Annotated in this window: 27 protein-coding genes; 12 read left to right on the top strand and 15 right to left on the bottom strand. The window is 39.4% G+C overall.

The features are described from left to right. Positions 1-54: 54 nt before the first annotated feature. Positions 55-885, top strand: coding sequence for an N-acetylmuramoyl-L-alanine amidase family protein (locus ABC361_RS05035; protein WP_413072978.1), 831 nt, complete (start codon positions 55-57; stop codon positions 883-885). Between the two features lie 60 nt (positions 886-945). Beyond that, positions 946-1,875 carry an aldo/keto reductase gene (locus tag ABC361_RS05030; protein WP_413072977.1) on the top strand — a complete coding sequence of 310 codons (930 nt, stop codon included), beginning with the start codon at positions 946-948 and terminating at the stop codon, positions 1,873-1,875. A 37-nt stretch (positions 1,876-1,912) separates the two neighbouring features. Here the strand turns inward: ABC361_RS05030 and htpX are convergent, their stop codons facing one another. The 3 genes from htpX to ABC361_RS05015 form a co-directional block, all read right to left on the bottom strand. Further along, a complete protein-coding gene (gene htpX / locus ABC361_RS05025) occupies positions 1,913-2,821 on the bottom strand; it encodes a protease HtpX (RefSeq protein WP_413072976.1) in 909 nt (302 codons plus the stop codon). Positions 2,822-2,926: 105 nt separating this feature from the next. Then, positions 2,927-3,568, bottom strand: coding sequence for a pentapeptide repeat-containing protein (locus ABC361_RS05020; RefSeq protein WP_413072975.1), 642 nt, complete (start codon positions 3,566-3,568; stop codon positions 2,927-2,929). A gap of 66 nt (positions 3,569-3,634) precedes the next feature. Then, positions 3,635-3,910, bottom strand: a complete 276-nt coding sequence (locus ABC361_RS05015) for a hypothetical protein (protein ID WP_413072974.1) — start codon at positions 3,908-3,910, stop codon at positions 3,635-3,637. 59 nt (positions 3,911-3,969) lie between these two features. Here ABC361_RS05015 and ABC361_RS05010 point away from each other — a divergent pair, with 59 nt between their 5' ends. Continuing rightward, positions 3,970-4,569 (top strand): NUDIX hydrolase, encoded by a 600-nt coding sequence (locus ABC361_RS05010; protein ID WP_413072973.1) that lies wholly within the window; start codon positions 3,970-3,972, stop codon positions 4,567-4,569. 19 nt (positions 4,570-4,588) lie between these two features. Here the strand turns inward: ABC361_RS05010 and ABC361_RS05005 are convergent, their stop codons facing one another. Beyond that, positions 4,589-5,440: a methyltransferase domain-containing protein gene (locus ABC361_RS05005; protein ID WP_413072972.1), complete on the bottom strand. Its 852-nt coding sequence runs from the start codon at positions 5,438-5,440 to the stop codon at positions 4,589-4,591. A 176-nt stretch (positions 5,441-5,616) separates the two neighbouring features. Here ABC361_RS05005 and ABC361_RS05000 point away from each other — a divergent pair, with 176 nt between their 5' ends. Next, the gene (locus ABC361_RS05000; RefSeq protein ID WP_413072971.1) at positions 5,617-5,754 is read left to right on the top strand and encodes a hypothetical protein; all 138 of its coding nucleotides are present in this window, start codon (positions 5,617-5,619) and stop codon (positions 5,752-5,754) included. A gap of 89 nt (positions 5,755-5,843) precedes the next feature. On the opposite strand, the gene ABC361_RS04995 is transcribed toward ABC361_RS05000, so the two are convergent. Further along, positions 5,844-7,070, bottom strand: coding sequence for a multidrug effflux MFS transporter (locus ABC361_RS04995; RefSeq protein ID WP_413072970.1), 1,227 nt, complete (start codon positions 7,068-7,070; stop codon positions 5,844-5,846). Positions 7,071-7,253: 183 nt separating this feature from the next. Here ABC361_RS04995 and ABC361_RS04990 point away from each other — a divergent pair, with 183 nt between their 5' ends. Further along, positions 7,254-7,946, top strand: coding sequence for a cytidylyltransferase family protein (locus tag ABC361_RS04990; protein ID WP_413072969.1), 693 nt, complete (start codon positions 7,254-7,256; stop codon positions 7,944-7,946). A gap of 71 nt (positions 7,947-8,017) precedes the next feature. Here the strand turns inward: ABC361_RS04990 and ABC361_RS04985 are convergent, their stop codons facing one another. The 7 genes from ABC361_RS04985 to ABC361_RS04955 form a co-directional block, all read right to left on the bottom strand. Continuing rightward, a complete protein-coding gene (locus ABC361_RS04985; protein ID WP_413072968.1) occupies positions 8,018-10,120 on the bottom strand; it encodes a glycosyltransferase family 2 protein in 2,103 nt (700 codons plus the stop codon). Between the two features lies 1 nt (position 10,121). Further along, the gene (locus tag ABC361_RS04980) at positions 10,122-10,799 is read right to left on the bottom strand and encodes a class I SAM-dependent methyltransferase (RefSeq protein ID WP_413072967.1); all 678 of its coding nucleotides are present in this window, start codon (positions 10,797-10,799) and stop codon (positions 10,122-10,124) included. A gap of 124 nt (positions 10,800-10,923) precedes the next feature. Next, positions 10,924-11,742 (bottom strand): carbohydrate ABC transporter permease, encoded by an 819-nt coding sequence (locus tag ABC361_RS04975; protein WP_413072966.1) that lies wholly within the window; start codon positions 11,740-11,742, stop codon positions 10,924-10,926. Then, the gene (locus tag ABC361_RS04970; protein ID WP_413072965.1) at positions 11,739-12,656 is read right to left on the bottom strand and encodes a carbohydrate ABC transporter permease; all 918 of its coding nucleotides are present in this window, start codon (positions 12,654-12,656) and stop codon (positions 11,739-11,741) included. Before ABC361_RS04970 ends, ABC361_RS04975 begins: the two co-directional genes overlap by 4 nt. Then, complete coding sequence (locus tag ABC361_RS04965; protein ID WP_413072964.1) at positions 12,649-13,953, bottom strand: ABC transporter substrate-binding protein; 1,305 nt, start codon at positions 13,951-13,953, stop codon at positions 12,649-12,651. Before ABC361_RS04965 ends, ABC361_RS04970 begins: the two co-directional genes overlap by 8 nt. Before the next feature lie 145 nt (positions 13,954-14,098). Further along, positions 14,099-14,728 (bottom strand): HD domain-containing protein, encoded by a 630-nt coding sequence (locus tag ABC361_RS04960; RefSeq protein ID WP_413072963.1) that lies wholly within the window; start codon positions 14,726-14,728, stop codon positions 14,099-14,101. After that, positions 14,725-15,234, bottom strand: coding sequence for a hypothetical protein (locus ABC361_RS04955; RefSeq protein ID WP_413072962.1), 510 nt, complete (start codon positions 15,232-15,234; stop codon positions 14,725-14,727). The genes ABC361_RS04960 and ABC361_RS04955 overlap by 4 nt, the downstream gene beginning before the upstream one ends. Before the next feature lie 146 nt (positions 15,235-15,380). On the opposite strand from ABC361_RS04955, the gene ytvA reads away from it, so the two are divergent. After that, complete coding sequence (gene ytvA, locus ABC361_RS04950; RefSeq protein ID WP_413072961.1) at positions 15,381-16,157, top strand: YtvA family blue-light photoreceptor; 777 nt, start codon at positions 15,381-15,383, stop codon at positions 16,155-16,157. A 63-nt stretch (positions 16,158-16,220) separates the two neighbouring features. Then, entirely contained in the window at positions 16,221-16,418 is a 198-nt protein-coding gene (locus ABC361_RS04945; RefSeq protein ID WP_413072960.1) for a hypothetical protein, read from the top strand. Positions 16,419-16,434: 16 nt separating this feature from the next. Here the strand turns inward: ABC361_RS04945 and ABC361_RS04940 are convergent, their stop codons facing one another. Next, positions 16,435-17,301, bottom strand: coding sequence for a protein kinase domain-containing protein (locus ABC361_RS04940; protein ID WP_413072959.1), 867 nt, complete (start codon positions 17,299-17,301; stop codon positions 16,435-16,437). 301 nt (positions 17,302-17,602) lie between these two features. On the opposite strand from ABC361_RS04940, the gene ABC361_RS04935 reads away from it, so the two are divergent. Further along, positions 17,603-18,031: a group-specific protein gene (locus ABC361_RS04935; RefSeq protein WP_413072958.1), complete on the top strand. Its 429-nt coding sequence runs from the start codon at positions 17,603-17,605 to the stop codon at positions 18,029-18,031. A 12-nt stretch (positions 18,032-18,043) separates the two neighbouring features. Further along, positions 18,044-18,496: a hypothetical protein gene (locus ABC361_RS04930; protein ID WP_413072957.1), complete on the top strand. Its 453-nt coding sequence runs from the start codon at positions 18,044-18,046 to the stop codon at positions 18,494-18,496. Between the two features lie 13 nt (positions 18,497-18,509). Here ABC361_RS04930 and ABC361_RS04925 read toward each other — a convergent pair whose 3' ends face one another. After that, positions 18,510-19,067, bottom strand: coding sequence for a GNAT family N-acetyltransferase (locus ABC361_RS04925; RefSeq protein WP_413072956.1), 558 nt, complete (start codon positions 19,065-19,067; stop codon positions 18,510-18,512). A gap of 230 nt (positions 19,068-19,297) precedes the next feature. Here ABC361_RS04925 and ABC361_RS04920 point away from each other — a divergent pair, with 230 nt between their 5' ends. Beyond that, positions 19,298-20,263, top strand: a complete 966-nt coding sequence (locus ABC361_RS04920; protein WP_413072955.1) for an alpha/beta hydrolase — start codon at positions 19,298-19,300, stop codon at positions 20,261-20,263. A gap of 12 nt (positions 20,264-20,275) precedes the next feature. Here ABC361_RS04920 and ABC361_RS04915 read toward each other — a convergent pair whose 3' ends face one another. Beyond that, positions 20,276-21,547: a S41 family peptidase gene (locus tag ABC361_RS04915; RefSeq protein WP_413072954.1), complete on the bottom strand. Its 1,272-nt coding sequence runs from the start codon at positions 21,545-21,547 to the stop codon at positions 20,276-20,278. 288 nt (positions 21,548-21,835) lie between these two features. Here ABC361_RS04915 and ABC361_RS04910 point away from each other — a divergent pair, with 288 nt between their 5' ends. Beyond that, positions 21,836-22,480 (top strand): hypothetical protein, encoded by a 645-nt coding sequence (locus tag ABC361_RS04910; RefSeq protein ID WP_413072953.1) that lies wholly within the window; start codon positions 21,836-21,838, stop codon positions 22,478-22,480. Positions 22,481-22,568: 88 nt separating this feature from the next. Next, positions 22,569-23,492, top strand: coding sequence for a S66 peptidase family protein (locus ABC361_RS04905; RefSeq protein WP_413072952.1), 924 nt, complete (start codon positions 22,569-22,571; stop codon positions 23,490-23,492). The last annotated feature ends 58 nt before the right edge of the window (positions 23,493-23,550 follow it).

Below are 23,550 nucleotides of genomic sequence, written 5' to 3'. Positions count from 1 at the left end.
GATTACTAGCATGGTCAGAATGTCTCTTATACCGTTGGTGAGGAGGACATTCACATGAACAATAATAAATTGCAAATCAATGGTTTTATTTTAATCGTAACTCTTGCCTGCTTGTTGCTTGCTGTTATGCCGGCATATGCAGTCGAACAAGGAGAAGTAACAGTAAACACAACGTTAAATGTACGGAATGCCCCTAGCACGTCAGCAGAGGTCGTGGGGGTAAAATATAATGGTGACATGGTTGAATTTATTGATGAAGGTCAAGGTTGGGGACGTCTTGCGGATGGAACAGGCTACGTTAGTCTGGAGTGGGTCAAACGAATTGACGTAACTCCCCCACCTCCTGTAAACAACCCAGAGCCAAAACGAATTATGCTCGATCCAGGTCATGGTGCTCATGACAGTGGTGCTGCTGCAAATGGATTAATGGAGAAAGATGTTGTATTAGATATTGCACATAAAACAAAGAAACGTTTAGAAGAATTAGGCTATGTTGTGAATATGACGAGGGAAACAGATGTCTTTCTTTCCTTAGAAGAACGAGTAGCTGTGACCTCAGCATGGGGCGCAGACCAATTTGTTAGCATCCATGCGAATGGGCATACGAACGTAGAAGCAGCTGGGATTGAAACTTTTTACCATCCGTCTAGTACGACCGGTAAAGCAATGGCACAATCCACACAACAATCCCTACTTGCTGATACCGGTGCCGTAGATCGAAGTGTCAAACAAGAAACGTTTCATGTGTTACGTAACAGCCCTGTCCCAGCCATTCTTGTAGAAGTTGGGTTTATTACAAATGCAGAAGAAGCCGCAAAGCTGTCAGATGATTCTTATCAAGAGACGATTGCTCATGCGATTGCAAAAGGGATTGTCGAACAATAATACTGTACTCTTGTTCCATCTCCTTTTAAACTATGAATATAGTAAGAAAAGGAGGCTATTATGAAAACATTTGTGTTACCAGGAACGGATTTAAACGTTTCCAATATTATCTTAGGCAATATGCGAATAAATGGATTAGACGATGCTTCCATTCAAGAATTGCTTCAAACCGCTTATGAAGAAGGCATTAATTTTTATGATCACGCCGATATTTATGGCGGCGGTGAATGTGAATCATTATTTGCAAAAGCGCTTTCTCATACAGACATTTCCCGGGAAAAGATTGTTTTACAAAGCAAATGCGGCATTCGAAAAGGGGCAACGGGTTATTATGACTTTTCAAAAGACCATATCCTCACGTCCGTCGACGCTATTTTGCAGCGTTTGAACACCGAGTATTTGGATATCTTATTATTGCACAGACCTGATCCATTAATGGAGCCTGATGAAGTCGCTGCAGCATTTCAACAGCTCCATGATAGTGGAAAAGTTCGTCATTTTGGTGTATCGAATCACACGCCACAACAAATCGAATTGTTGCAACGTTCGGTTGATCAGAAACTCATTGTGAACCAAGTACAATACAGCCTTGCCCATACACCGTTAATTGACTCAAGTATGTCGCTAAACATGAAGACAGATGAATCTGTCAATCGAGATGCTGGAACGCTTGATTATAGTCGTTTGAATGAGATTACTTTACAAGCTTGGTCTCCTTATCAAAATGGATTTTTTGCAGGCACGTTTATTGGCAATCACAAAGAATTCCCAGAGCTTAATGATGTACTTGAGCGTTTAGCAAAACAGTATAATGTCTCTGCTACAGCAATCGCTACCGCATGGATTACAAGGCATCCAGCTAATATCCAAGTTGTGGTAGGATCAACAAAACCAAGTAGAGTAAAAGAAGCTTGTGCTGGTTCCGCCATTCCGTTATCAAGGGAAGAATGGACAGAACTTTACGCAGCTGCTGGTAACCTAATCCCATAAAAAAACTTCCGTCGAATGTCTCGACGGAAGTTACTTCTTAACGTTGTTCTAATCGTGCAATTCGATCGTTTAAATCAGGGTGAGTCGACATTAATTTCATCATTGTTTTTCCACCATTGATCTTCATCGTTTGTACAGCAGTGTCATCTAAATGATCCCCTGCTTTCGCACGATTTACATACTGTTGCAATGAACGTAGCGCATGAACCATTTTATCTCTGCCTGCCAAGTCTGCACCACCACGATCTGCGTGGAATTCACGATGACGTGAATAGGCACTAATAACAAGGCTTCCTAGTAACGAAAAGAGAATTTGTAAAATAATAATGGAAGCGAATTGCACAATAAACTGAAATTCCGGGCGCACAAAGCGTGATAGCACAATTGCAATCACACGGGAGAAGAATACAACAAATGTATTAACAATTCCTTGCAATAGCGTCATTGTAACCATATCGCCATTCGCAACGTGAGCAACCTCATGCGCAATAACACCTTCAACAGCATCGTCATCCATCGTGTCTAATAATCCTGACGAGACCGCTACTAACGATCGTTTTTTAGAGGGACCTGTTGCAAATGCATTTACTTCATTACTTTGATAGATGCCAACCTCTGGCATATGCGCTAAGCCAGCTGCTCTCGACAAGCGATGAACTTTCTCTACAATTGCTTTCTCATCTCTAGACATTGGGCCTTCAGGATCAATTACTTTTACCTTCATCATCGTTTTTGCGATCCAACGAGACATCGCTAATGAAATAAAGGAACCTGCAAACCCAACAATCGCACTAAATAATAAAATAACAGCAAATTGAATGGAACCATCACTCGATACGAATGAACCATCAATGCCTGTAAACTGAATGATCAATGACCACACAAGAAAAATTGTTGTTAGAACAAGAATATTCGTTCCAATAAACAACATAATTCGTTTCCCCATTATACCCCTCCATAAATCCTTTTTCTTAGTGTACCATGGGTTCTTTTGTTGCTAAATAGAATGATAGCGAGAATCTCTCTGTTTTCATAGAAGTTCACATATCTGTTACATTTCTTCCTTTATTCTTAAACCTAATAATCGTGCAAAGCCAACCGCTTGATCTCGCGACACAATCAACCCAGCGATCACCTGCTGTGACGCCTCTATTCGGTTATATGTACACGTACTTATATCAACACCCATTAACGGCGTTTCAAAAAAACTAATATCATCTATATCACACTCATTGAGGTATAACCCTTTAATCTTGCCATTTGCTACATTCATTTGTTTCATCGATGACTGTAAAAACTGAACTTGCTTGATTCGAACATCAATAAAGTTACTTAGATTCAACATGCTATTTGAAAAGGTTGTTTGTGCAAGATGAGCATTTGAAAAGTGACTACCAATCAACTTACAATCAATAAATTCCACACGATGAAAAATACTTTCTGAAAAATCCACATTTGAAAAATCACAATTAACAAATTGCACGTCTGTAAAATCCGCACGAGGCATCTGTGCGCCTGTAAACGTCGTACGTGACACACGAGCGTTTGAGAGAACGAATCGCTCAAGTATTACATTACGTGCATCTTCTTCATTTATCGATATGTAGACAGCTTCGTTCTCTTCTTCCTCTATCATTTGTAACAGCTTTTTTTCTGTTAAAGACTCTGGTATTTTTGGTGACTCAATTCTCATGTTTACACCCCTAATTAAAACAAGCTAAGCCTATTGTTGCACAATGGCTTAGCCTTGTATAGAGAGTTAACAGTCTTCACATGGTTTCGAATCTTCATTTGAATAATAGATCTTATGCTCTACAGGGTGCTCTTCTTTTCGATTCTCTTTACGATCTTCTTTGTGATCTTCTTTACGGTCTTCTTTGCAACCACAATCGTCTTTACGATCTTCTTTGCGCTCTTTTGGACGTTCGTTACAAGAATTGCATCGCTTTTTGCAGCGACAACCAGGACAGATACGTGCTGAGAAGCCTTTTGCAGGTCTATAGTGTCCATAACCACCAGTTCCATAGTAACTCATTCCATTCACCTCCCAAACTTAAGGTCTTATATACCTTATGCATGAAGGGAGTTGGTTGCATGGACAAAGTTCCTGAGCCTTTCACCTATTTAATTGACTACTTTTTTAATTTTCTTTTAAATAATTCATTCTGCATATATAATTGTTGCAACAAACCTCTCCACACTTACCTTAAAGGAGCGATGATTTTGGATTATGTAAATGCTTTACGCCAAAAAGTAGGGAACGATCCTTTACTGTTGCCTGGAGCAGTCGTGCTTATATTTAATGATCAGGAAGAACTGTTACTTGAACATCGTAAAGATGGTGGGTGGGGACTTCCCGGTGGTCTGATGGAACTTGGTGAGACTATTGAAGGAACAGCTACTCGCGAAGTTTTAGAAGAAACGGGACTCGTGATCACATCCCTTCAATTACTCGGCATTTTTTCAGGCGAAGACTACCATTACACCTTTCAAAATGGGGATGAAATTTATTCCGTTACCGCTGTTTATTGGACGAATCAGTATAGTGGCAAGTTAAAGCATGACAGCAATGAATCTTTGGATGTGAAATTCTTCAAGACCCTTCCTCGTGATTTAAAAGATGAATATAAAGATTATATACTGCCATATTACTCTTCAATTATCCAAAATCAAAGAACATCCAAGCATGAGTAAACAAGCTGGATGTTCTTCGTTACATTTTTGCGATTAAAAGATCCAAGTCGATTGTGATTGTCGATTGACCTTCTTCAATATACATTTGCCTCGCCTCTGCCGAAACAGACCACCCAAGCGGCGACATGTTGATAATCGCTTGACGCTCTGCTTGAGTTAATTCTTTCTTATACTGAATCGTCTTTACCTGCACCTCAGAAAAATGCTGATTAAATAAGGCTACGGTTTGATGATTTGAATATGTTTCGTTTGTCGTTTCGCTCGTATATTTTCTTAGTTCCTGTAGATAGTTCGCTCTTGGTATCACTTTAATCAGTTTCCCATCTTGTTTTAATACCCTTTTAAACTCAGCGTAATTTGAAGGAGACAAGATGTTTAGTATGACATCGACTGATTCATTTTGAAACGGAAGATTGGCTAAGTCTCCTACTATCCATAAGCTATCACGATAAAGTTTTCCCGCTTGGTTAATTCCATCTTTTGATAAGTCTAATCCAATTGGAACAATTTCCGGAAATCTTTTCTTAAATTCATTCAAGTGAGATCCTTCACCAGTTCCAGCATCTAATATCACGTCTTTATCTCTTAATTCTAAAGAGATGATTTCATAGATTGGCGCATACAGCTGAAATTGCTGGATGATCCTATGCCTCGCCTGAAATAACGGTTCATCATATTGACTATTTGCAGCTTGTTTCACTAAGAACAGCGATCCTTGTTTCGATAAATCAAATGAATGGTTTTCCACACATGTGAAGCGATACGATTGATCCCACTCTAAAACTTGCTGACAGAAGGGGCACCTTAACTGTTTGTCTAGCTGTCCAATTAATGCTGCAGCAGCATCGCGTTTACTCTTTAACTCCCCCATATGTCACCTTCTTTCCCCTTTACTCTAACATAGGCTTTATCATAAAAGAAGGTACTCACTTCCTTTATTGCCCAGTTGTTCTATCGAAAATGCCCCGGAAGATCTTCCTATTTTCGTTGCAATCTGTTAAAATTAGTACGAATATACTGTAAAGCATGAATGAAAAGAGGCCTTTTATGCTCGATCAAACAGCAAATTTATTATTTATATCATTAAAAAAAGAGATGGAATCGAAGTTAAGTCGAGAACTAACAATAGAAGAACAACAATTTTTAAAAGAAATATCTAAAAAACATAGTCAAACGATGCAATAGATCATCTATGAAAAAGATCAGAAAAAGCGCTTTACGACAAGCCTCTCCATTTAAAGAGAGTTGTCGCTAGCGCTTTTTGTCTTCCCACTTTAAAGATCCTTTGCCTCCTGAACGTCTTTTCCGCCTTTTGCAAGGAAATAAAACGCTGCTAAAGCCGCAATGCTTGATAGGAACATGATTAATCCCATTGGGACAGCTGTATCTTCACCTGCAATACCGACAAGTGGCGCTGTTATCGCTCCAATTACAAACGGCAATAACCCAAGTAGCGCTGAGGCACTACCCGCTCTTCCCCCTTGTGCTTCCATTGCCAATGAGAATGAAGTCGTTCCAATCATACCGATCATGGAAACAAATAAGAAAATGGGGATGACAATCGTAAATAATGGCCCATTCAGAATCGTCATAATGAGCAACACGCTACTGGCAATGCTAGCTGTTATTAGCCCAAAACGAAGAAACGAACGCTCCGGTATAATTCCTGCATAACGTCCGACTAAATGGGTACCAACAATAATCCCTAACCCATTTACTGCAAACAAGAGACTAAATACCTGAGGCGATACATTGTAAATGCCTTGATAGACAAAAGGAGTTCCTGACACGTATGCAAAAATCCCCCCCATCATTAAACCTTGAGTAAATGCAAAACCCATAAATGTCCGGTCTAATAGTAAGCTCTTAAATGTCCGTAATGTATGACCGATACTGCTTTGCGTTCGATTCTCTTCAGGTAACGTCTCTTTTAAGCGATTTATCACAATAAGAACAATAACAAGACCAAGTATAGCTAGTGTAATAAAAATCCAGTTCCAATTAGCACCTGGTAATAACAATACCGCACTTCCAAAAACAGGAGCTAAAATTGGCGCTAACCCATTAATAAGCATTAATAACGAGAAAAATTTCGTTAATTCTCTTCCATTAAATAAATCACGAACAATCGCTCTTGAAATGACAATTCCTGCTGCTGCTGTGAAGCCTTGCATAAACCTCGCCACGATCAGTGTTGTAATATTTGGTGCCATCGCGCAAGCTAAAGACGCGAGCACATACAAAAAGATTGATATGACAAGCGGTTTTTTCCTCCCTTTCGAGTCACTCATCGGTCCAACGACTAGTTGACCTGCACCTAGCCCTAACAAACATGCCGTTAAGCTTAGCTGTACCAACGAAGCTGGTGAGCCTAAATCCGATGCAATAGACGGAAAGCTAGGTAAATACATATCAATCGTTAGTGGTCCAAAAGCTGCCAACGTCCCGAGTAATAAGGCTAAACCAAACCTTCTTTTACCCGTAATTGCTGTTTGCTCCAAATTACCCCTTCTCTCCCAATAATGTGAAATCGTTCTCATAAAAGTCTGTTTTTATCGCTTCTTTCCTATTTTGCCACGCTTTTAAGGGAAAAGAAAGATGTATTTCGGATTTAAAAATGTGGATTGTTGTCTATATAAATCGGGTACGTTAGTAGAGGAACGTACGAAAGGAGCTATATGCCGTTGTTTACACTCATTGATTTAGGAAGACTCATTATGTCTGCGTTAGTCATCTTACCTATTGTTACAGTTATTCGAGAGTCTGGCTATTATTTAACAGCTGTATTACTTGGAGCATCAAATAAAAATTTAGTTGTTGGTAGTGGCCCCAAACTTTTTTCATTAAAAACGATTGAAGTTCGTCGTTATTTTTTTATGTATAGCTGGATGGATTATGATGAAGTAAATCCGAAAAATCGTTTTTGGCACGGCTTTATTTATGCATCGCCAATCTTATCTTGTATGATTGTTGCCATTATCATTAATTCACTCTTATCCGCATCCATCTTGCCTGAGAACATGTTTTGGAGTACATTTATGTTTTACATTTTTTACTTTGTGTTCTTCGATATTATTCCCGTTTATTTACCAGATGGTCAACCGACGAATGGTCGTGCGCTATTTGATTTAATTTGGCACGGTGAACGGTCCGATTACTTAAAAAAGAAGCAGGAAGAAAATGAAGAGCGCTCGTATACCGATTCACAGGAGGAAACGATGAAAAATAGGGACAAAGATCGACAAGAGCGAGACGACCATTCAAATCCAAACAAAGACGACAATGAAAAGAGTTATACAAAAGAACAAGAAGAAACAATGGAAAATAGCGATGAAAAAGAAGAGGACTTTTCTGACCATACTAGAAACGATAACTAAAAAAGAATCTTCATGAATGATCATGAAGATTCTTTTCGTGCGATTCCGCTAGGTTTCTGTTCAATGAACACTCAAAACGTGTGGCTACTAACAAAAGGATCTTTTTGAAAATAGTATCCCCATAATGACCGAAATCGCCCCAGTTCCCGCATCCACTCTTCTTGCTTGTCGATCGTTTGCAAGCGCCCTCTTGAAATCGATTCATGATGATATAGTTTAGCTTCTGGTATCAATACATTTCGTTTGCCGCGGGCATAAAGTTCCATACAAAAATGCATATCGTTGTAAGACGATTCAAATGCTTCGTCCAGTCCACCAACTTCTTCATAAAGCGATCGCTTTACCATCAGACATGCTCCTGTTACAGCTAAAAAGTTCCTTTGTAACTGCACAAGTTTTGAAACCGCATCGTCGCCCAGCATCCCTTTATAGAACGAGTGAATAGGCGCCACATCATTAAAGATGGCTCCAGCATGTTGAACATGGCCACTTTGATAGTAAAGCAACGCCCCGACCGCACCAATCTCTTCTTGAATAGCATACCCCGCCATATTTTCAAGCCACATGGGAGATCGAACTTCGATGTCGTTATTTAGTAAGACGATTAATTCACCAGTTGATTTCTTTACTGCTTCGTTATTTAAAGCAGAGAAATTAAATGGTTGGTCATCTCGAATCACACGAAACCTACCTGACTCTTGCTGCTTCCATCTTTCAAACAAAGCAGCTGTCTCGTTTTCAACAGATCCATTATCAACAACAAGGACTTCAAAATGTTGATAGGTCGTTTTTTCAAAAATGGATACTAAACAACGTTCTAGTAACTCTGCTTGGTCTCGAGTACATATAAGAATGCTTATTTTCACTTGATCCGGTACGTTCATACGTACGGCATAAAGATTGGACGCTTCGTCTTTTATCAATACTTTGCCACTTAACGTTCTTCTTACCAGCGCCTCCTCTAACGCTTTTTTCCCAAGCTGAACGGTTCCTTGTTGATCGATTTCGTCGCTTTCCCATTCACACAAATCAGAAGCCAAGCGCTTATGATAGGCATACTTATCCACTCTTTGAATTGAAGCTGCTGCCTCCGTTATTCTTAAGTAGAAATCATAATCACTTGCCTGCCCATAATGAGCACGAAATGCACCCGCTCTTTTAAGTAGATTCGTAGAAGTCATTACGCCACTTCCTAAATAATTGTGTGCTAAAAGAAGTTCAGGCGACCATACAGGCTTCTCATACACATTAACAAACGTCCCGGTTTCGTTTATATACGCATCATGACTGTAAACAACGTCTGCCTCGATTTGCACCAACCACGCAATTCCATTTTCCGCTAAACGATCATCAGGCTGTAGAATTAATACGTATTCTCCTCGAATAACCGATAAACCTTGATTTATTAAGGAAGCCCTCGTACCAATTCCGCTTCCTATAACAATACGAAGACTTTGATCATTCACTTCTTCTGTAAACCGATTAATTAGGTTATCTGGGATACTCTCATGTATCACAACAATGCAATCAACAGCTTGATACGATTGGTTTTGAATAGAACGAACGGCTTCTAATAAATACCTTATATTCACATCAAACACTGGAATAACAATGGAGACGATTGGCCCATCGCTTAAACGAAGTGGAGGTTCTTTTTCTTGCATAAGATAACATGCATGTTCATCAGGTACATCATATCTCATAGCCGTTAAGAGAGGGGTTAGATCTCGTTTATTTTCAAGTAATTTGCATGCTCGATATCGCCTATAGTTCATCAAATAGTTTGTGCCGTCCCATTCAACGTTAAAATATTGATGTTTTTTGGACCAGGCGAGAGATAAAAACGTATCAAGCAACATTGGCGTCACTTGTGTGATTGTAAGTTCATGTGGCGACTCTTCTTCAAATTCTAATGAAATTTGGAGCTTGGTTAGATTAGGAGAAAGATAACAAGAGAACAGGTGCTGGTTTGCGAGTCTGCTATCTAATAAGCCTATTTCTTCACTCCACACCTGCTTAGTACCGGCTTGATTTAACTCCCAGTAAAGCCTAATCGGTACAGAATAATTGCCTTTGTAGGTAAAAGATAGATAATACCAGCCAGAAGGAATGTCCCCCTCAACATGATAAAAGACATGGTTATTTGAAGTGACATGGCTAAACGTTGCCTTCATTTTATCCCTTCTTCCTAGCATGAACGATGTATTGATAAGCTGTTGCCCGCTCTTGAAGATCATCTACTGGTATTTGAAAAGCTGTCGCTAGAGAACGTAAACCCTCAATGAATTGATCTTCTCTTTGCCCAGTGTTCATCAGTTGGGTGATTGATTCTATAGCAAAACCATTCTCTTCAAACAGCTTTCGAATTTCTTCTTTCGTAAAAAATCGAAAATGAGTCTTATCGAGTAAGCCTGATTCCGCGTATGTCCATGTCCCTTTCAACAACTGTTCAATGATTGTGATATGTCCAACGTTTGGGATGCTTGCATAGATGGAACCTGCAGGCTTAAGTAACGTTGCTGTTTTTCTCACTACACGCCAAGGGTCTAGCATATGTTCTAGCACATCCCCAAACACAACAGCATCAAATTGTTGGTCGTGAAAAGGAAGTCTGTCTGTTTCAATGTTTGCACATACGACTTGATCGAGCCTCGCTTTCGCTTCTTCAGCAGCCTCTGATATAATTTCAACCCCTGAGACAAGTCCTCCTGTCTTCGCCTTGATTGCTTCACCCAAATACCCTGCCGCACAACCGATATCGAGCACCGCTACATCGGTAGGTTGAATTAAGTGTAAAAGCGCATGGTTTAGCACTCGATAATAAGCAATTTCTTTCCGCTCCGATTGAGTCATCCTATTGGCTCCTTTCTCTGACAACATCCTTCAGTATATGCGCCAAACGCTTGTATACATGTGCGTCAAAAAAAGAACTGGACCTAAAGCAAATGTCGCTTTTGATCCAGCCTTTCCTCAAGGATTATTCTTTTACAGCGCCGCTTGCAATGCCCGCAATAAAGTACCGTTGTAAAAACAAAAACATGATAAAGATAGGCAGTACAGAAATGGTTGCTGCTAGCATAAGCTGCCCATAATCAAGATTATCTTGCCCGCCTAGAATAGACAACACAATCGGAAGTGTATACATATCTTCCGTCACGATTGCCACAAGAGGCCATAAGAAATTGTTCCACTGGTGAGTAAATAAAAAGATCGAGACCGCGCCTATTGCCGGCAACATCATCGGCAATGCAATCCGAAAAAACATTCGGTACTCTCCGCAACCATCAATTCTTGCAGATTCAAGAAGGGAATCTGGAATAGACTTCATACTTTGCCGCATAAGAAAAATGGCAAATGGATAAGCAAGTTGAGGTAAAATAATTGCGCTATACGTATTTAAGATACCTAAATTTGCAAACAACTCAAATTGTGGAATGATGAGCGCTTGATAAGGAATCATCATAGAAGCTAACAAAAGCGCAAAGATCGGACCTCTACCTTTAAATTCAAACTTTGCAAATGCATAGCCTGCTGCCGCACTTATGATGCCCGCTACACTCGTAAAGATAACGGTAATAACCGTTGAATTCCACAGAGCTTGAAAGATATCGATATTCGCAACTAGATTTTGAAAGTTTTGTACAAGCTGATCTCCTGGAATTAAGTTCGGCGGTACCGACAGCAGCGCACCTGAAGAATTAGTCGCTCCAACAACCATCCAATAAAAAGGCCCTAACGTAATAAAAAGACCTATGAGTAAAACAAGATATTTTAATAGCTTCCCAACTAGCTTCATTCACGATCACCTGCCACTCTAAACTGAATAAACGATAGAATCGCTATGATAATCACGACGACGTAGGCAATAGCAGATGCATAGCCAAAATCAAAGTATTCAAAACCATTTTCATACAAATACATCGTAACTGTAGTCGTTGCGTTAATTGGTCCACCACCTGTGAGATTAAATGCTTCATCAAACAATTGGAAGGTACCAATCGTTGACATCACAACAGCAAATAATAAAACCGGTTTTAACTGTGGCAATGTGACAGAAAAAAACTTACGCACTGTACTTGCACCATCAATGCTTGCCGCTTCATACAAATCTTTTGGAATCACTTGTAATCCTGCCAAAATAATAATCATATTGTATCCTGTCCAACGCCAAATCGTTACCATGATCAAAGACACCTTTGCCCAAAAAGGGTCATTAAGCCAAGGAATTTGATCCACACCGACAAAGCCAAGCATATAATTCAAAATCCCAAAATCTTGATTTAATATAAGTAGGAAGATAATCGCCGCAGCGACTAGCGATGTTACCGTAGGGGTGAAAAATGCAACTCGTAAAACCCCTTTATACTTATGAATGCCACTATGCAAAACATTTGCAAGAATGACTGCAAGCATCGTCATAACAGGTACTTGAACAATCAAAATAATAAATGTATTGAATAACGACTCATAAAACAACGTGTCTTGAAAGAGCCTAATGTAGTTATCAAATCCGGCAAACACATTGACGCCTGCCTCATTTGTCGTAAAACTTAAAATCAACGAGTAAACAATCGGATACCCTGTGAATAAAACAAATAAAATAACTGCTGGCGCAATAAAGACATAAGGCGCAAGCCCGCCTGTTGAACGGTTGTTTTTCTTCTTTTTACGAATAGGTGTAGGTTTGTTTGATAATGCTCGCTCACTCATTACTCGACCCCCGCCCTGTTGCAGACTCTAACCGATTTGCTGTCGTATTAAGCGCCTCTTCTATTGCGACATCTTGTAAAATCACCCGACCAATTGCATCATTAAAATTGTTCTGTCCTCTTAAATAATCATCGGTGAAATTCACAACAGGCAGATTCAGTGCTTCTTCAGCAAAAACATCAAAGATCTCTTGTCCGCCATAAAAGTCAATCCCTTCACGCATTTCAGGACGGTCGATCGCCTCAATTAAAGCTGGATAAGCACCATAAGCCAAAGCTCCATAAACTTGATTGTCCACATGAACACTCGCAAATTCTCCGAATAAGTAAGCCGCTTCTTTGTTCGTGGACACTTCCGTTATCGCTAAATTTGACCCACCATCATTTGCCGCTGTACTTCCCCCCTCTTCAAATGCTGGTAGATGCATCACCCTCCATAACCCTTCTTGTTCTGGCATTTGGTCTTCTATAATTCCTTTTTGCCAGGATCCACTAATAACGGAAGCAACCGCATCATTCTTTATGGCCGCATTGATCTCTTCACCAGTAGCTGCGTGTAACAGCATATTCACATCATCCATTTCTTTTAATATGTGCATTGATTTATGAGCGGCTTCGGTATTCGCTGTTACGTTGCCATCCAAATCAAAATAAAACAAATCGTGCTGTTGTAGCATTGCGCGATAAAAACTGGTGTCGCCATTTAACTGAATCCCGGTCATGAACATCCCCGTGTCTTCACGCATTTCTTTTCCCGTTTGAATGTAGTCATCCCATGTCACAATTGATGCGGGATCGATCCCAGCTTCTTCAAATAAATCGTGACGATAGAAGATTGCCATTGGTCCAGTGTCTCGAGGAAAGGCCATCACACCTCCATTATCATTGATTAACGGAGCAATTTTCCCTTCCACAAATTTATCTCGATGTTCGTCAAAGCCCATTTCTGAAAGATTGACAAAACTCTCAGCAAAATTGTCCATATACAAATCGATCCGTTGGTTTTCAACTTGTACTAGATCAGGTAACTGACTCTCTACTCCAGCCGCCAGTCCTGTCGTAAGCCGCTGATATACTTGCTCGCCACTAAGTTTCATCACATTCACATTAATGTCTGGATACTGCTCTTCAAATGCTGGTACTATATCAATTAAATAATCAGCTTCTAAGTTCCAAGCCCAAACCGTGACATCTCCTTCAGGTACGTCTGTCTCACTTACAGTTTCCGTTTGTGCTAAACAACTTGTTAGCATTATTGATGAAACACAAACGCTCATCCATCCAAATCGATTTCTCATTTTACCCCCTCCTGTCTGATTATGAAAAAAAGTAAAATAATTTAATCTATTGATATCGCTTTCATTTTTGCATAACTTCTAATACCTGTCAATTTGCCTTTTCAATATAAAAATAGCTCATCGAATGCATCGATAAGCTAGTGTTCTAGGCGTTTCCTTCCCACTCTTGAAAAAATTGATCTAAAAATTGCTCCATAAGTGCATGGCGTTTTTCAGCGACTTCTTTTGCCGTTTGGGTATGTAGTCCATCTTTTAATTGTAAGAGCTTTTCATAAAAATGATTAATGGCTGAAGATTTTCCATGGCGGTATTCTTCCTTTGTCATTTGTCCGCGCACGGATAGAGTAGGATCATAGATTGGTTGGTTCCTTGCCCCAGAGTATTGAAACGTTCGCGCAATCCCTATCGCACCAATTGCATCAAGTCGATCAGCATCTTGCACAATTTTGGCTTCAAGTAGCGAAAGCTGATGCCCCTTGCTAAAGGAAATGGACTGAATAATGGAAACCACTTGATGTATGGAATGTTCTAGTAGCCCTTGTTCATTTAAAAATTTCTCCACCTCTTCAACCGCTTCTTGTTCATTTTCGACAATTTTATCGTCAATGATGTCGTGTAGCAATGCCGATAGTTCCACAATTTGTTGATCAGCATTCTCTTTTTCTGCCAACATGACTGCTACTTTTCTCACACGATCAATATGGTACCAATCGTGCCCCGTCGTATCGTGGGCTAAACGTTCTTTCACCCAATGTTCTGTTCGTTCAATTATCATTTTCTCAGTCCCTGTCGTTTATTTTTTTGCTTCGGATAATGGAAAATGGATCGAACTAAAACAAAGAATAGAAACGCCACGCTTGGCCATATCCATAGCGTTGCAATCCCTTCGTCAATAAAAAGAAAGACTCCATATCCAATGAGCGGAAAAGTTGCTGCAAATGATGCAAGTTTAAACATCATTAAAAAAGTTAGTTTTCGTTCTAACAATTTTGCTAGTGTCAGTGCTATTGCGGCAATTGCGGCAAGTAAAAAGTAAATGGCACCAGCGAAAATTGGGAAGAAAACAAACAAAAAATAAACAAAATAAATAGGTATTGCCAACTCTCCTAGCAAACCTTCCGCATTCCAATACGATTGAACCGATAAAGGTATACAAATAAAGACAAGCCAAATGCCAACGTAAAAAAACGGGACACCGATTCGAGTCCGATTTAATTGAAAGACGGCTTTCTTTTTAGGTAGTTGAACACTTAACTTTGCTTGCTCCATAAAATCTCTCATCTTAAGTCCCTCACTCTATTATCATTCTGTACCATTTTACATGAATTTGAATGAAGATGCGTCTAAATCTACGAAAGCATTTGTTTAATTCATTGATTTGTTGGGAAAACATCTTTATTGAATATGAATACATTCGAGGTGTTAATATGGAACAGTTGTTCAATAAGTCTCAACTTTTAACACGACTCCTAGACCGAACAAAGGTAGGTGTTCTTGTCACAGATCCGTCTCAAGAAGATAATCCCATTGTCTATGCTAACCAGGGATTTACGGATATGACTGGATACGAAGAATCGGAAGTCATTGGGACAAACTGTCGTTTTCTCCAAGGAGAAGATACAGATAGAGAAAAAGTCGATCAAATTAGAGAAGCTATTCGCAACGATGAATCCATTTCAGTTGAAATTATTAATTATCGCAAAGACGGAAGTTTTTTTTGGAATGAATTAAACATTGAATGTGTCACCCTTGATCACCCGGAAATAAAATACTTTATTGGCATTCAAAAAGATGTTTCCGTACAAAAAGAAGTAGAATTAAGCTATTTTGATACCGTACAGCGAATTGACACGATTTCCACACCCATTGTTCCACTAGTAAACGGGATTGCAGTTATTCCACTCGTAGGGGAGTTTGGTAAAGAACGATTTGACCATATGTTCAATACCGTCACAAAAGAGACATCCAAACTCGATCTATCAACATTAATTGTCGATGTTTCAGGATTAGAAGATTTTGATGAATATGTCGTTAAGGGCATTTTTCGATTACGAGATATTTTACAACTCGTCGGAACGGACACCGTGCTAACAGGGATATCGCCAATTCTTGCAAAACAATCGATTAGCTTAAACGAAACCAAGTTAAAAGGAATGAAAACAGCTAGTTCGGTACAGGACTTTCTCCGAAATCATTTTGAATAGGAGTGAAACTTCTCTCTTTTCTGAACGTATACGTAGGAAAGATGTAGAAGAGGAGGATGGAATATGGCTGATTTCCCGTGGTGGGTGCTTATCCCGCTAGCTGCCATTTTATATCCCGTTATTACGCTATTAATTAGCAACCGCGCTCATTTAAAAGAATTAGAAATGCGCCAAGGGATAGGACCTGAGTTCGAGGATATCGACAAAAAGCTTGATCAAATCCTTGAACGGCTTGATACAATGGAAAAAACAAAAGAATAAGAGGGTACGACCCCTCTTATTCTTGTTCAAGCCATTTTTCTAAAAATTCCCCTACAGAACCGTATCGCGCACGTTTATCCGTTTGAACAGCTTTTAGCGAAATCGAATAAAAACGTTCTGGGGCCTGCCACTTATCAATAGAACGGTCGGTTTCCCCACCAAATAAAGCAAATGCCATCGCCCCCATTGTATAAACCATCGTCTGACCGTCAATTGTAGACCCTTTTTTAAATTCCTCAGGAGCCATAAAACGAGACGACCCCCACATCCGCCCCACTTCATTGGTGTACGGGACTTTCGCATGCATGTCGATATCACAAATCGTCATTCTATCAGATGAAAAATCATACAATAAACTCCCATCATAAAAATCAATTAAGACATAGCCTTCCTCTTCTACATACCTATGAAAAGAAAGGATTTGTTTAAACGCTTTTGATTTTTTCTCAAATGGAAGCTGTCTAAAACGATAAAAAGGAGAATCCAGATGCGTGTATTTTTCCGGCGGTGGGAATTCCCAGTGTGGATGCAAATTCTCTCCATTTGTCCAAGCAAAAACAAGCCCATAACCATTTGGTGTCTCAATAGCCTCTATAAATTGAATTAACGATGGATGCTGCAAATCACGATAGACCTTTTCAGCCTCTTTCAACCTCTGTATCGACTCCAAAGGTGTGTTGTTATAGTAGATGGTTTTAGCACCAGCATACTTGATGAAATATCGCTCTGCTCCTTTTTTCACACCAAAACTCAGATTTCCTGAATCTTGTTGATCAAAAACGTTAAATACAGTTCCATAGGATTGAAGCCACTGAAAATCATGCAGTTCTTTAAGTTGAAACGTTTGTCCATCTATACTTTGCGTGACAAAATTCCCTTCCATTAGCGTTTCTCTCCCTTTTTACTAATTTCCGTAGCGGCTCCCCGTACGCAATGTGGTAGTGTAAATGTTCAAGAGATATTTAGTAATTTAAGAGTCAAGTCAGTTTTCGTAGTTGTCCCTGAGCACTGGCTCGATTAAGCAATTTCTTGAATCCTTATTAACAGAAATTCAAATGACTTTGTACCTCGGTCGATTTTTTGGTCATCTCCCTAAACTTTTTAAAAAACAACGCTCACTCCCTTCCCTTTTTATAGTGAAATCGAGTGATTTCATTTATAATCGGGTTAAAGGAGTGATTTTTTTGAATTTTTATATTGCTTCATCTTTTACAAACATCGATTCTGTTCGAGCGCTATCTTCGTCTTTGCAAAACGAAGGATACGTTCAAACCTACGACTGGACGAAAAATGAACGAGCAACCTCTGTACAGCAATTAAAAGCAATTGGCGAGAGGGAAAAACAAGCTGTACAAGATGCAGATGCATTCATACTTTTATTACCTGGAGGAAAAGGGAGCCATGTTGAATTAGGGTTAGCCATAGCGTCGAATACAAAAATTTTCATTCACTCGCTATCTGGCTATGAAATAGATCCCTCTACTTTCTATTATCTAGATACGATTACCTCTGTCCAATCAACGTTAAACGAATTGGCCTTGTCGATTAAAGAGTGGGTTCAACAACACTCCTCTTTTTCTAACGAGCGATCAAGACCACCTTTATCTATATAGAAGGAGAATAGTATGTCTGTATTTTTACGCCTCATATCATTATTATTAATCCTTACCGTGTTGTTTCTCGGCTTTTCGTTTGTTTTTGTCACGTTAGGTTTATTTCCTTATAATTACCAACTCGTTGAGGCCGATCAAAATGCCATTGTGTTAGAAACACGCATTCTAAATCAACAGACTACGATTGACTTTTCTGATCGAGAGTTGGACAAGACAGGTTCTGAACTAATGGTTGCCATGACGAATAACTTTCTGACGAGGCTCGATCGCTTCTTACTATTTATGTCCATATCGTTAGCTGGCAGTTGCACATCCATCGGCTCTTATATCTTACATAAACGGAAAGAAAAGATCGTGAAAAACCATTACATTTTCGCGATTTCCCTCTTCACAGTTCAGCTTTTCCTTTATGGCGCTCTCTACATTTATGAAGTGAATAGCCTTCACAACTTTATGAATAGGTGAGCAACTGAATTCGCTAACTGAGCTTCATTTGATAGTAAACGAACCACTGCTTTTGCCCTTTCCACATAAATGGCTCGGAGTCTCCTTTAACTTCTGTGAAACCATTCTTCAGCAAAATCTGCTGCGATGCTCGATGAGCGGACGTCGTTTTCGCGGTTAGTTCGTTTATTCGATTAGCCGCGCGTACTTCTTCAATCGCTAATCCAAGTGCTTGTTTTGCATAACCTCTTCCTGAAAATGCCTCTCCAATTCGATAACCAATCTCAGCGCTCTTCCCATCGATTAGTAGATTGAATCGACCTACAAGATTATCTGCATCATCAAATAGAAGATAAAAGATTCCTTTCCCTTCCTCTTCTTCCTTTAATAAACTCATTAATCTATGTCTAAATTCATTTTTGTTATAAAATGCATCGCCTCTGCTCGGCACCATGGATTCAAAGTAGGTTCGGTTTTCTAATTCAAACTGATGAAGTACAACTTCGTGCGCCATGCTTAATGAAACGAATATGATTTGTGGTTTCTGTGAACGATTAGTCGGTACTTGAATCAGCTCTGTCGTTTTTTTCACCCTGTTCAGACTCCTCTTTTTCAGACTTTCTTAAAGCATTTCGTTCAAATTTGTTACCAGAATGTAACCTTCTTTATATGTATAGAGAGAGCAAGGTTTTCTGACGTTAAACTTGAGGTATACCAATTGTAAAGAATTTATGAAGATCGTATAATAATGCTAACATGATGCTTAGGAAGTCGATGTGCATGATCTATGAATCTTCGAACGACGCATAAGGAGTGGAAGGGATGAAGAAGCAACTCAACATGAAAAGCTGGCTAATGAATGCTGTTACAACGTTTGCGGCTTTACTTGTCCTTTTAACCGCTGCACTAATGTTTGTTGGCTATAAAGCCACAAACCCGGCTATTCGGCTCCTTGAGAGTAATCCTAGTCATTACGACCTTGAGTACGAGGAAGTTCAGTTTTCAAATAAATTTGATCATATCTCTTTAAGTGGTTGGTGGATTCCTTCTGAACATAATTCCATTTTCAATACCGATAAAGCCGTTATTTTCGCTCATGGGTATGGGTATAACCGGACGGAAATGCCTTTTAGTCCCTTGCAATTGGCAAGCCGTTTAAGCGAAGAAGGCTACCATGTGTTTATGTTTGATTTTCGTAACTCCGGTATGTCTGAACAAGCACCGACAACGTTTGGTGGAAATGAGAAAACAGATCTTTTAAGCGCTATTGATTACGTTAGCGAAACGCACGATGTTGACGATATTGCTTTAATGGGTTGGTCAATGGGCGCTGTCACGTCCATTATGGCAGGGGCTGAGTCTGAAGAAGTCAAGGCCGTTATCGCTGACTCACCTTTTGCGAACTTAAGTGAATATGCTGCTGATAGTTTTCAATATTGGACCGGACTACCAAAATCATTTGCAACAGGTACAACCCGCGCTATTGGCGTCATGGTTCCTGGCTTTAACCCAACAGATGTCACGCCACTTTATGCAGCACAGTCCTATCCTGATGACAAAGGGTTGTTTTTAATTCATTCTATGCATGACGGTGCGATACCATATTCTGAATCAGAAGCCATCCATAATAGCGCAGCAGGAAGTGAGCTCTGGCTTCCAGAAAAAGGTGGCCATATACGTAGCTACTTTCACTTTGAATCAGAATATGAAGAACGTGTTTTACAGTTTCTTGATCGTCATTTTATTCGCCATGAGCCGTTTATTTCCGATCCCGTTCATTATTCATAAACCTTGTTAACGTTATTGCTTAACAAGGTTTTTCTTATTGGTTGTTAGTAGGTTAAACACATGGGTTAAATCAACGTCTTCATATAAATGTTGTGGCGTCCATGGAATATAGTGATTAGGATGAATCCCTACTTTAGACATTCCTTGACCGTTATCAATCCGCGTTAAACGTGAGGTAGGGTAATATAAAGCAAAATCATCCCACTCTGCTCGAACAACATTGGCATAATCATTTAACCCTTTTGTTGGACGACCCACTACCGTCACTTTTGGCGATAATTTTGCCAGCTCGACAAATGCATCGCCTGCACTTCCACAATACACATCGGTAAGAACAAAGATCTGCTTTGGTGTAGCGGTTCCTTTTTTGAATAAGTCCGGCTCCACGTTTAAGGAAGATATAGCAAAGCCTGTTCCTCTATGTTCCTGCCACATCGCATCGTACCGTTTTAACAGTTCAATGGTTTCTACATTTTTTTCTTGAACCAGCATCTGTTCTATACTAGCCAACTGTCTCTTGGCAGAAGCTTCAGTAAAATTAAAGCTCATCTCGTGAAAAGTCGAGTCGATCGTTATGCCTTTTTCAGGCAACATGTACGGTAGTAAGGGTGCAAAGCTTGATGTTGATCCACCACCATTCGTGCGCACATCAATAATCCAATTATTCGAACGTTCAAGTAACTCGCGCTGGTTTTCTACTAGTTGAGCGATGCTTTCAGCGTTCATAAAATCAGTAAAAGTCAGCAATACGAGATCATTCATGACTTCTTGAACAGCGTAAGTAGGGTGTCGATGGTTTTGTTCATAATGCTTAAATTTATATTGAAATACTTCTCCATCAGGTGTCACGGCCTCTGCCGTTTTACACTGTTGCAAAATAAACGTCCAATCTTCTCGCTCAGGGTGGTGTTCATTTAAATAACGTTCGTATTTGTTTCGACTATCTAAGATCCGATCTCCATCCAACGAGCGAAAATATGTACCAATTTTCAAGATATTCGCTTCATATACACTCGTTACGTAGAGACGATCCTCATACCGGCGTACGCGAAACCCAACATCTTTTTTTGTTTCGATTTTTGATTGCTTTTCATCTAAAAAGAGCAAATTCTGATCATTAAAATCGAGCAGGTAATCCCGTACAGCCTCAACAAAGTCTTCTCGATTCTCTACTTTTCGGACTTTACTTGTACATGCTTTAGGTTGATCCCAGCCTTTTTTATCTTCACAACCTGCATAGTCTTGATGCATGACATTTACAATGTTGCTAAACACTTGTTCCATCTGCATGACCTCCCACCTATCTACAAAAGATACTCTTCTATTCTAGTATAGAATGGAATGGTTGGGAATCTATTGTTGTCATTTCTCTTCTAACAAAAAGTCAGGTTTCATAGTTTTCTGATGATATTCCTGTCTAATTTAAGTTCTTCTTACGTCATAAACTATATTTATGCTATACTAAATAGTCTGATAATGGCATATATTATGATCCTGCCGAACTTTCACCAGACTCTGTGTGGATAACTTACTAAAAAAAGCTGGATCGGATGAAAACAGGGAGGGATTCGATTGGATTGGATCGTTCAATCTGGAACTTTTTTATTTGTTACGTTAGAAATTATATCTCTTATTTGCTTAATTTTGTTTGGTATAACACGGTATTGGTTCGACCACTACAGACTAAGTATTTGGTTTATCCTTCTTTTCATCGTCATAACTGCACTTGAAGCCATTCTTGCTTGGATCCTCTATAGTCAAACAGGAGAAATTTCTACACTGCAAATTATTATAACTATATTTGTATTATATGCGGTAACGTTTGGCATTCAAGATTTTCTTAAACTAGATCGCTGGATGAAACAAAAAATTGGGCAGTGGCGTAATATTGAACTTTTAACAGAAGAAGACTATAGAAAAATGAAAAAGCAAAAAGATCCTTATTATCAAGCGAGACACTATCGTTATTACTCAATTGTTCACGCCACTCTTTTTCTAGCCTTTCAAATCACTGCTTTTTATTTCGGTACAAATAGCTTCGACCATGCTCTTATGTACCTTAGTGACTGGTCATGGTTCAACGAGGATTCATATGAATCTACGCCATATCCCAATAACTCGATACATCAAATTAGTATGGTTTGGGGGATTGTCTTCATAATCGATACAATTTATTCATGGTCTTACACCTTTTTCCCTAAAAAAGAATCCACATAAAAAACCGCTCACCAGCACGCTTTTTCTCGTCTAATCTAACAATGAGTCCATATACATAGTAGCAATGAGAAAAAGGGAGGGATTCTACGTGAGTATTGCTCCACCTCGACTGCACCAAGGAGATACAGTTGGGATTGTCACCTTAGGCAGTCCTCTCGCCGCCGATACCATCAATGAGCGAATACGATTCTTAGAACAGTTAGGGTTTTCGGTAATCGTTGGAGATAGTGTGTATGAACGGACTGGCTTTCTAGCTGGTTCTGCTGAAAGTCGGGCAAACGATTTTATGAACATGATACGAAATCCCGAAGTGAAATGGATTTTACCTACAAGAGGAGGAGTCGGTGTTGCAGGAATAATTCCCTACTTAAACTTTGCAGAGATTCGAGCTAATCCTAAAATCATTTCTGGTTATAGCGACATTACGATTCTCTTAAATGTGCTTGCACAGTTTTCAGATTTAATTACGTATCAAGGGTTGCTTCTTATTGATTTTCGTGAAAATACCCCTCCTTATAATGTTGAACAATTTTTCTCCACTACAATGAATGGTTTTGCTCCTTATCCTTTTACTAATCCTGCTTCTATCCCCTTACAAGGCAGAGTTTCTGGTGTCGCTATAGGGGAATTAATGGGCGGAAATTTAACTTCTTTTGTTGGTTCCCTTGGGACAGCTTATGAAATCGATACAGCTGGAAAAGTACTATTTTTGGAAGACACTCATGAACCTACGAATACTGTTTATCGCTATTTGGCTCAGTTAGAAGCAGCAGGTAAATTTAATGATTGTGCTGCAATTTTAATGGGAACGTGTACAGATTGTCCCGTTTCTTATAGCACGAGCTATGAAGATGTCATCAATTCTTTTATTGTTCCTTTGGGAAAACCTTTAATTACAAATGTCCAATCCGCACATAATTATTACAAAGCGACCTTACCGATTGGCGCAAACGTTCGAGTAGATGGAACTAATGGAACGATTACCATAGTCGAAAATACCGTCCAATCATGAGAGTGAATGAATCACTCTTTTTTCTTTTCTATTTTTTCTGTATACTAAATGTAAGCGC

The sequence above is a fragment of the Shouchella phoenicis genome (assembly GCF_047238345.1).
Classification (GTDB): domain Bacteria; phylum Bacillota; class Bacilli; order Bacillales; family Bacillaceae_D; genus Shouchella.
Note: the sequence above shows the minus strand (reverse complement) of the source record. Positions and strands in the feature narration are given on the sequence as shown.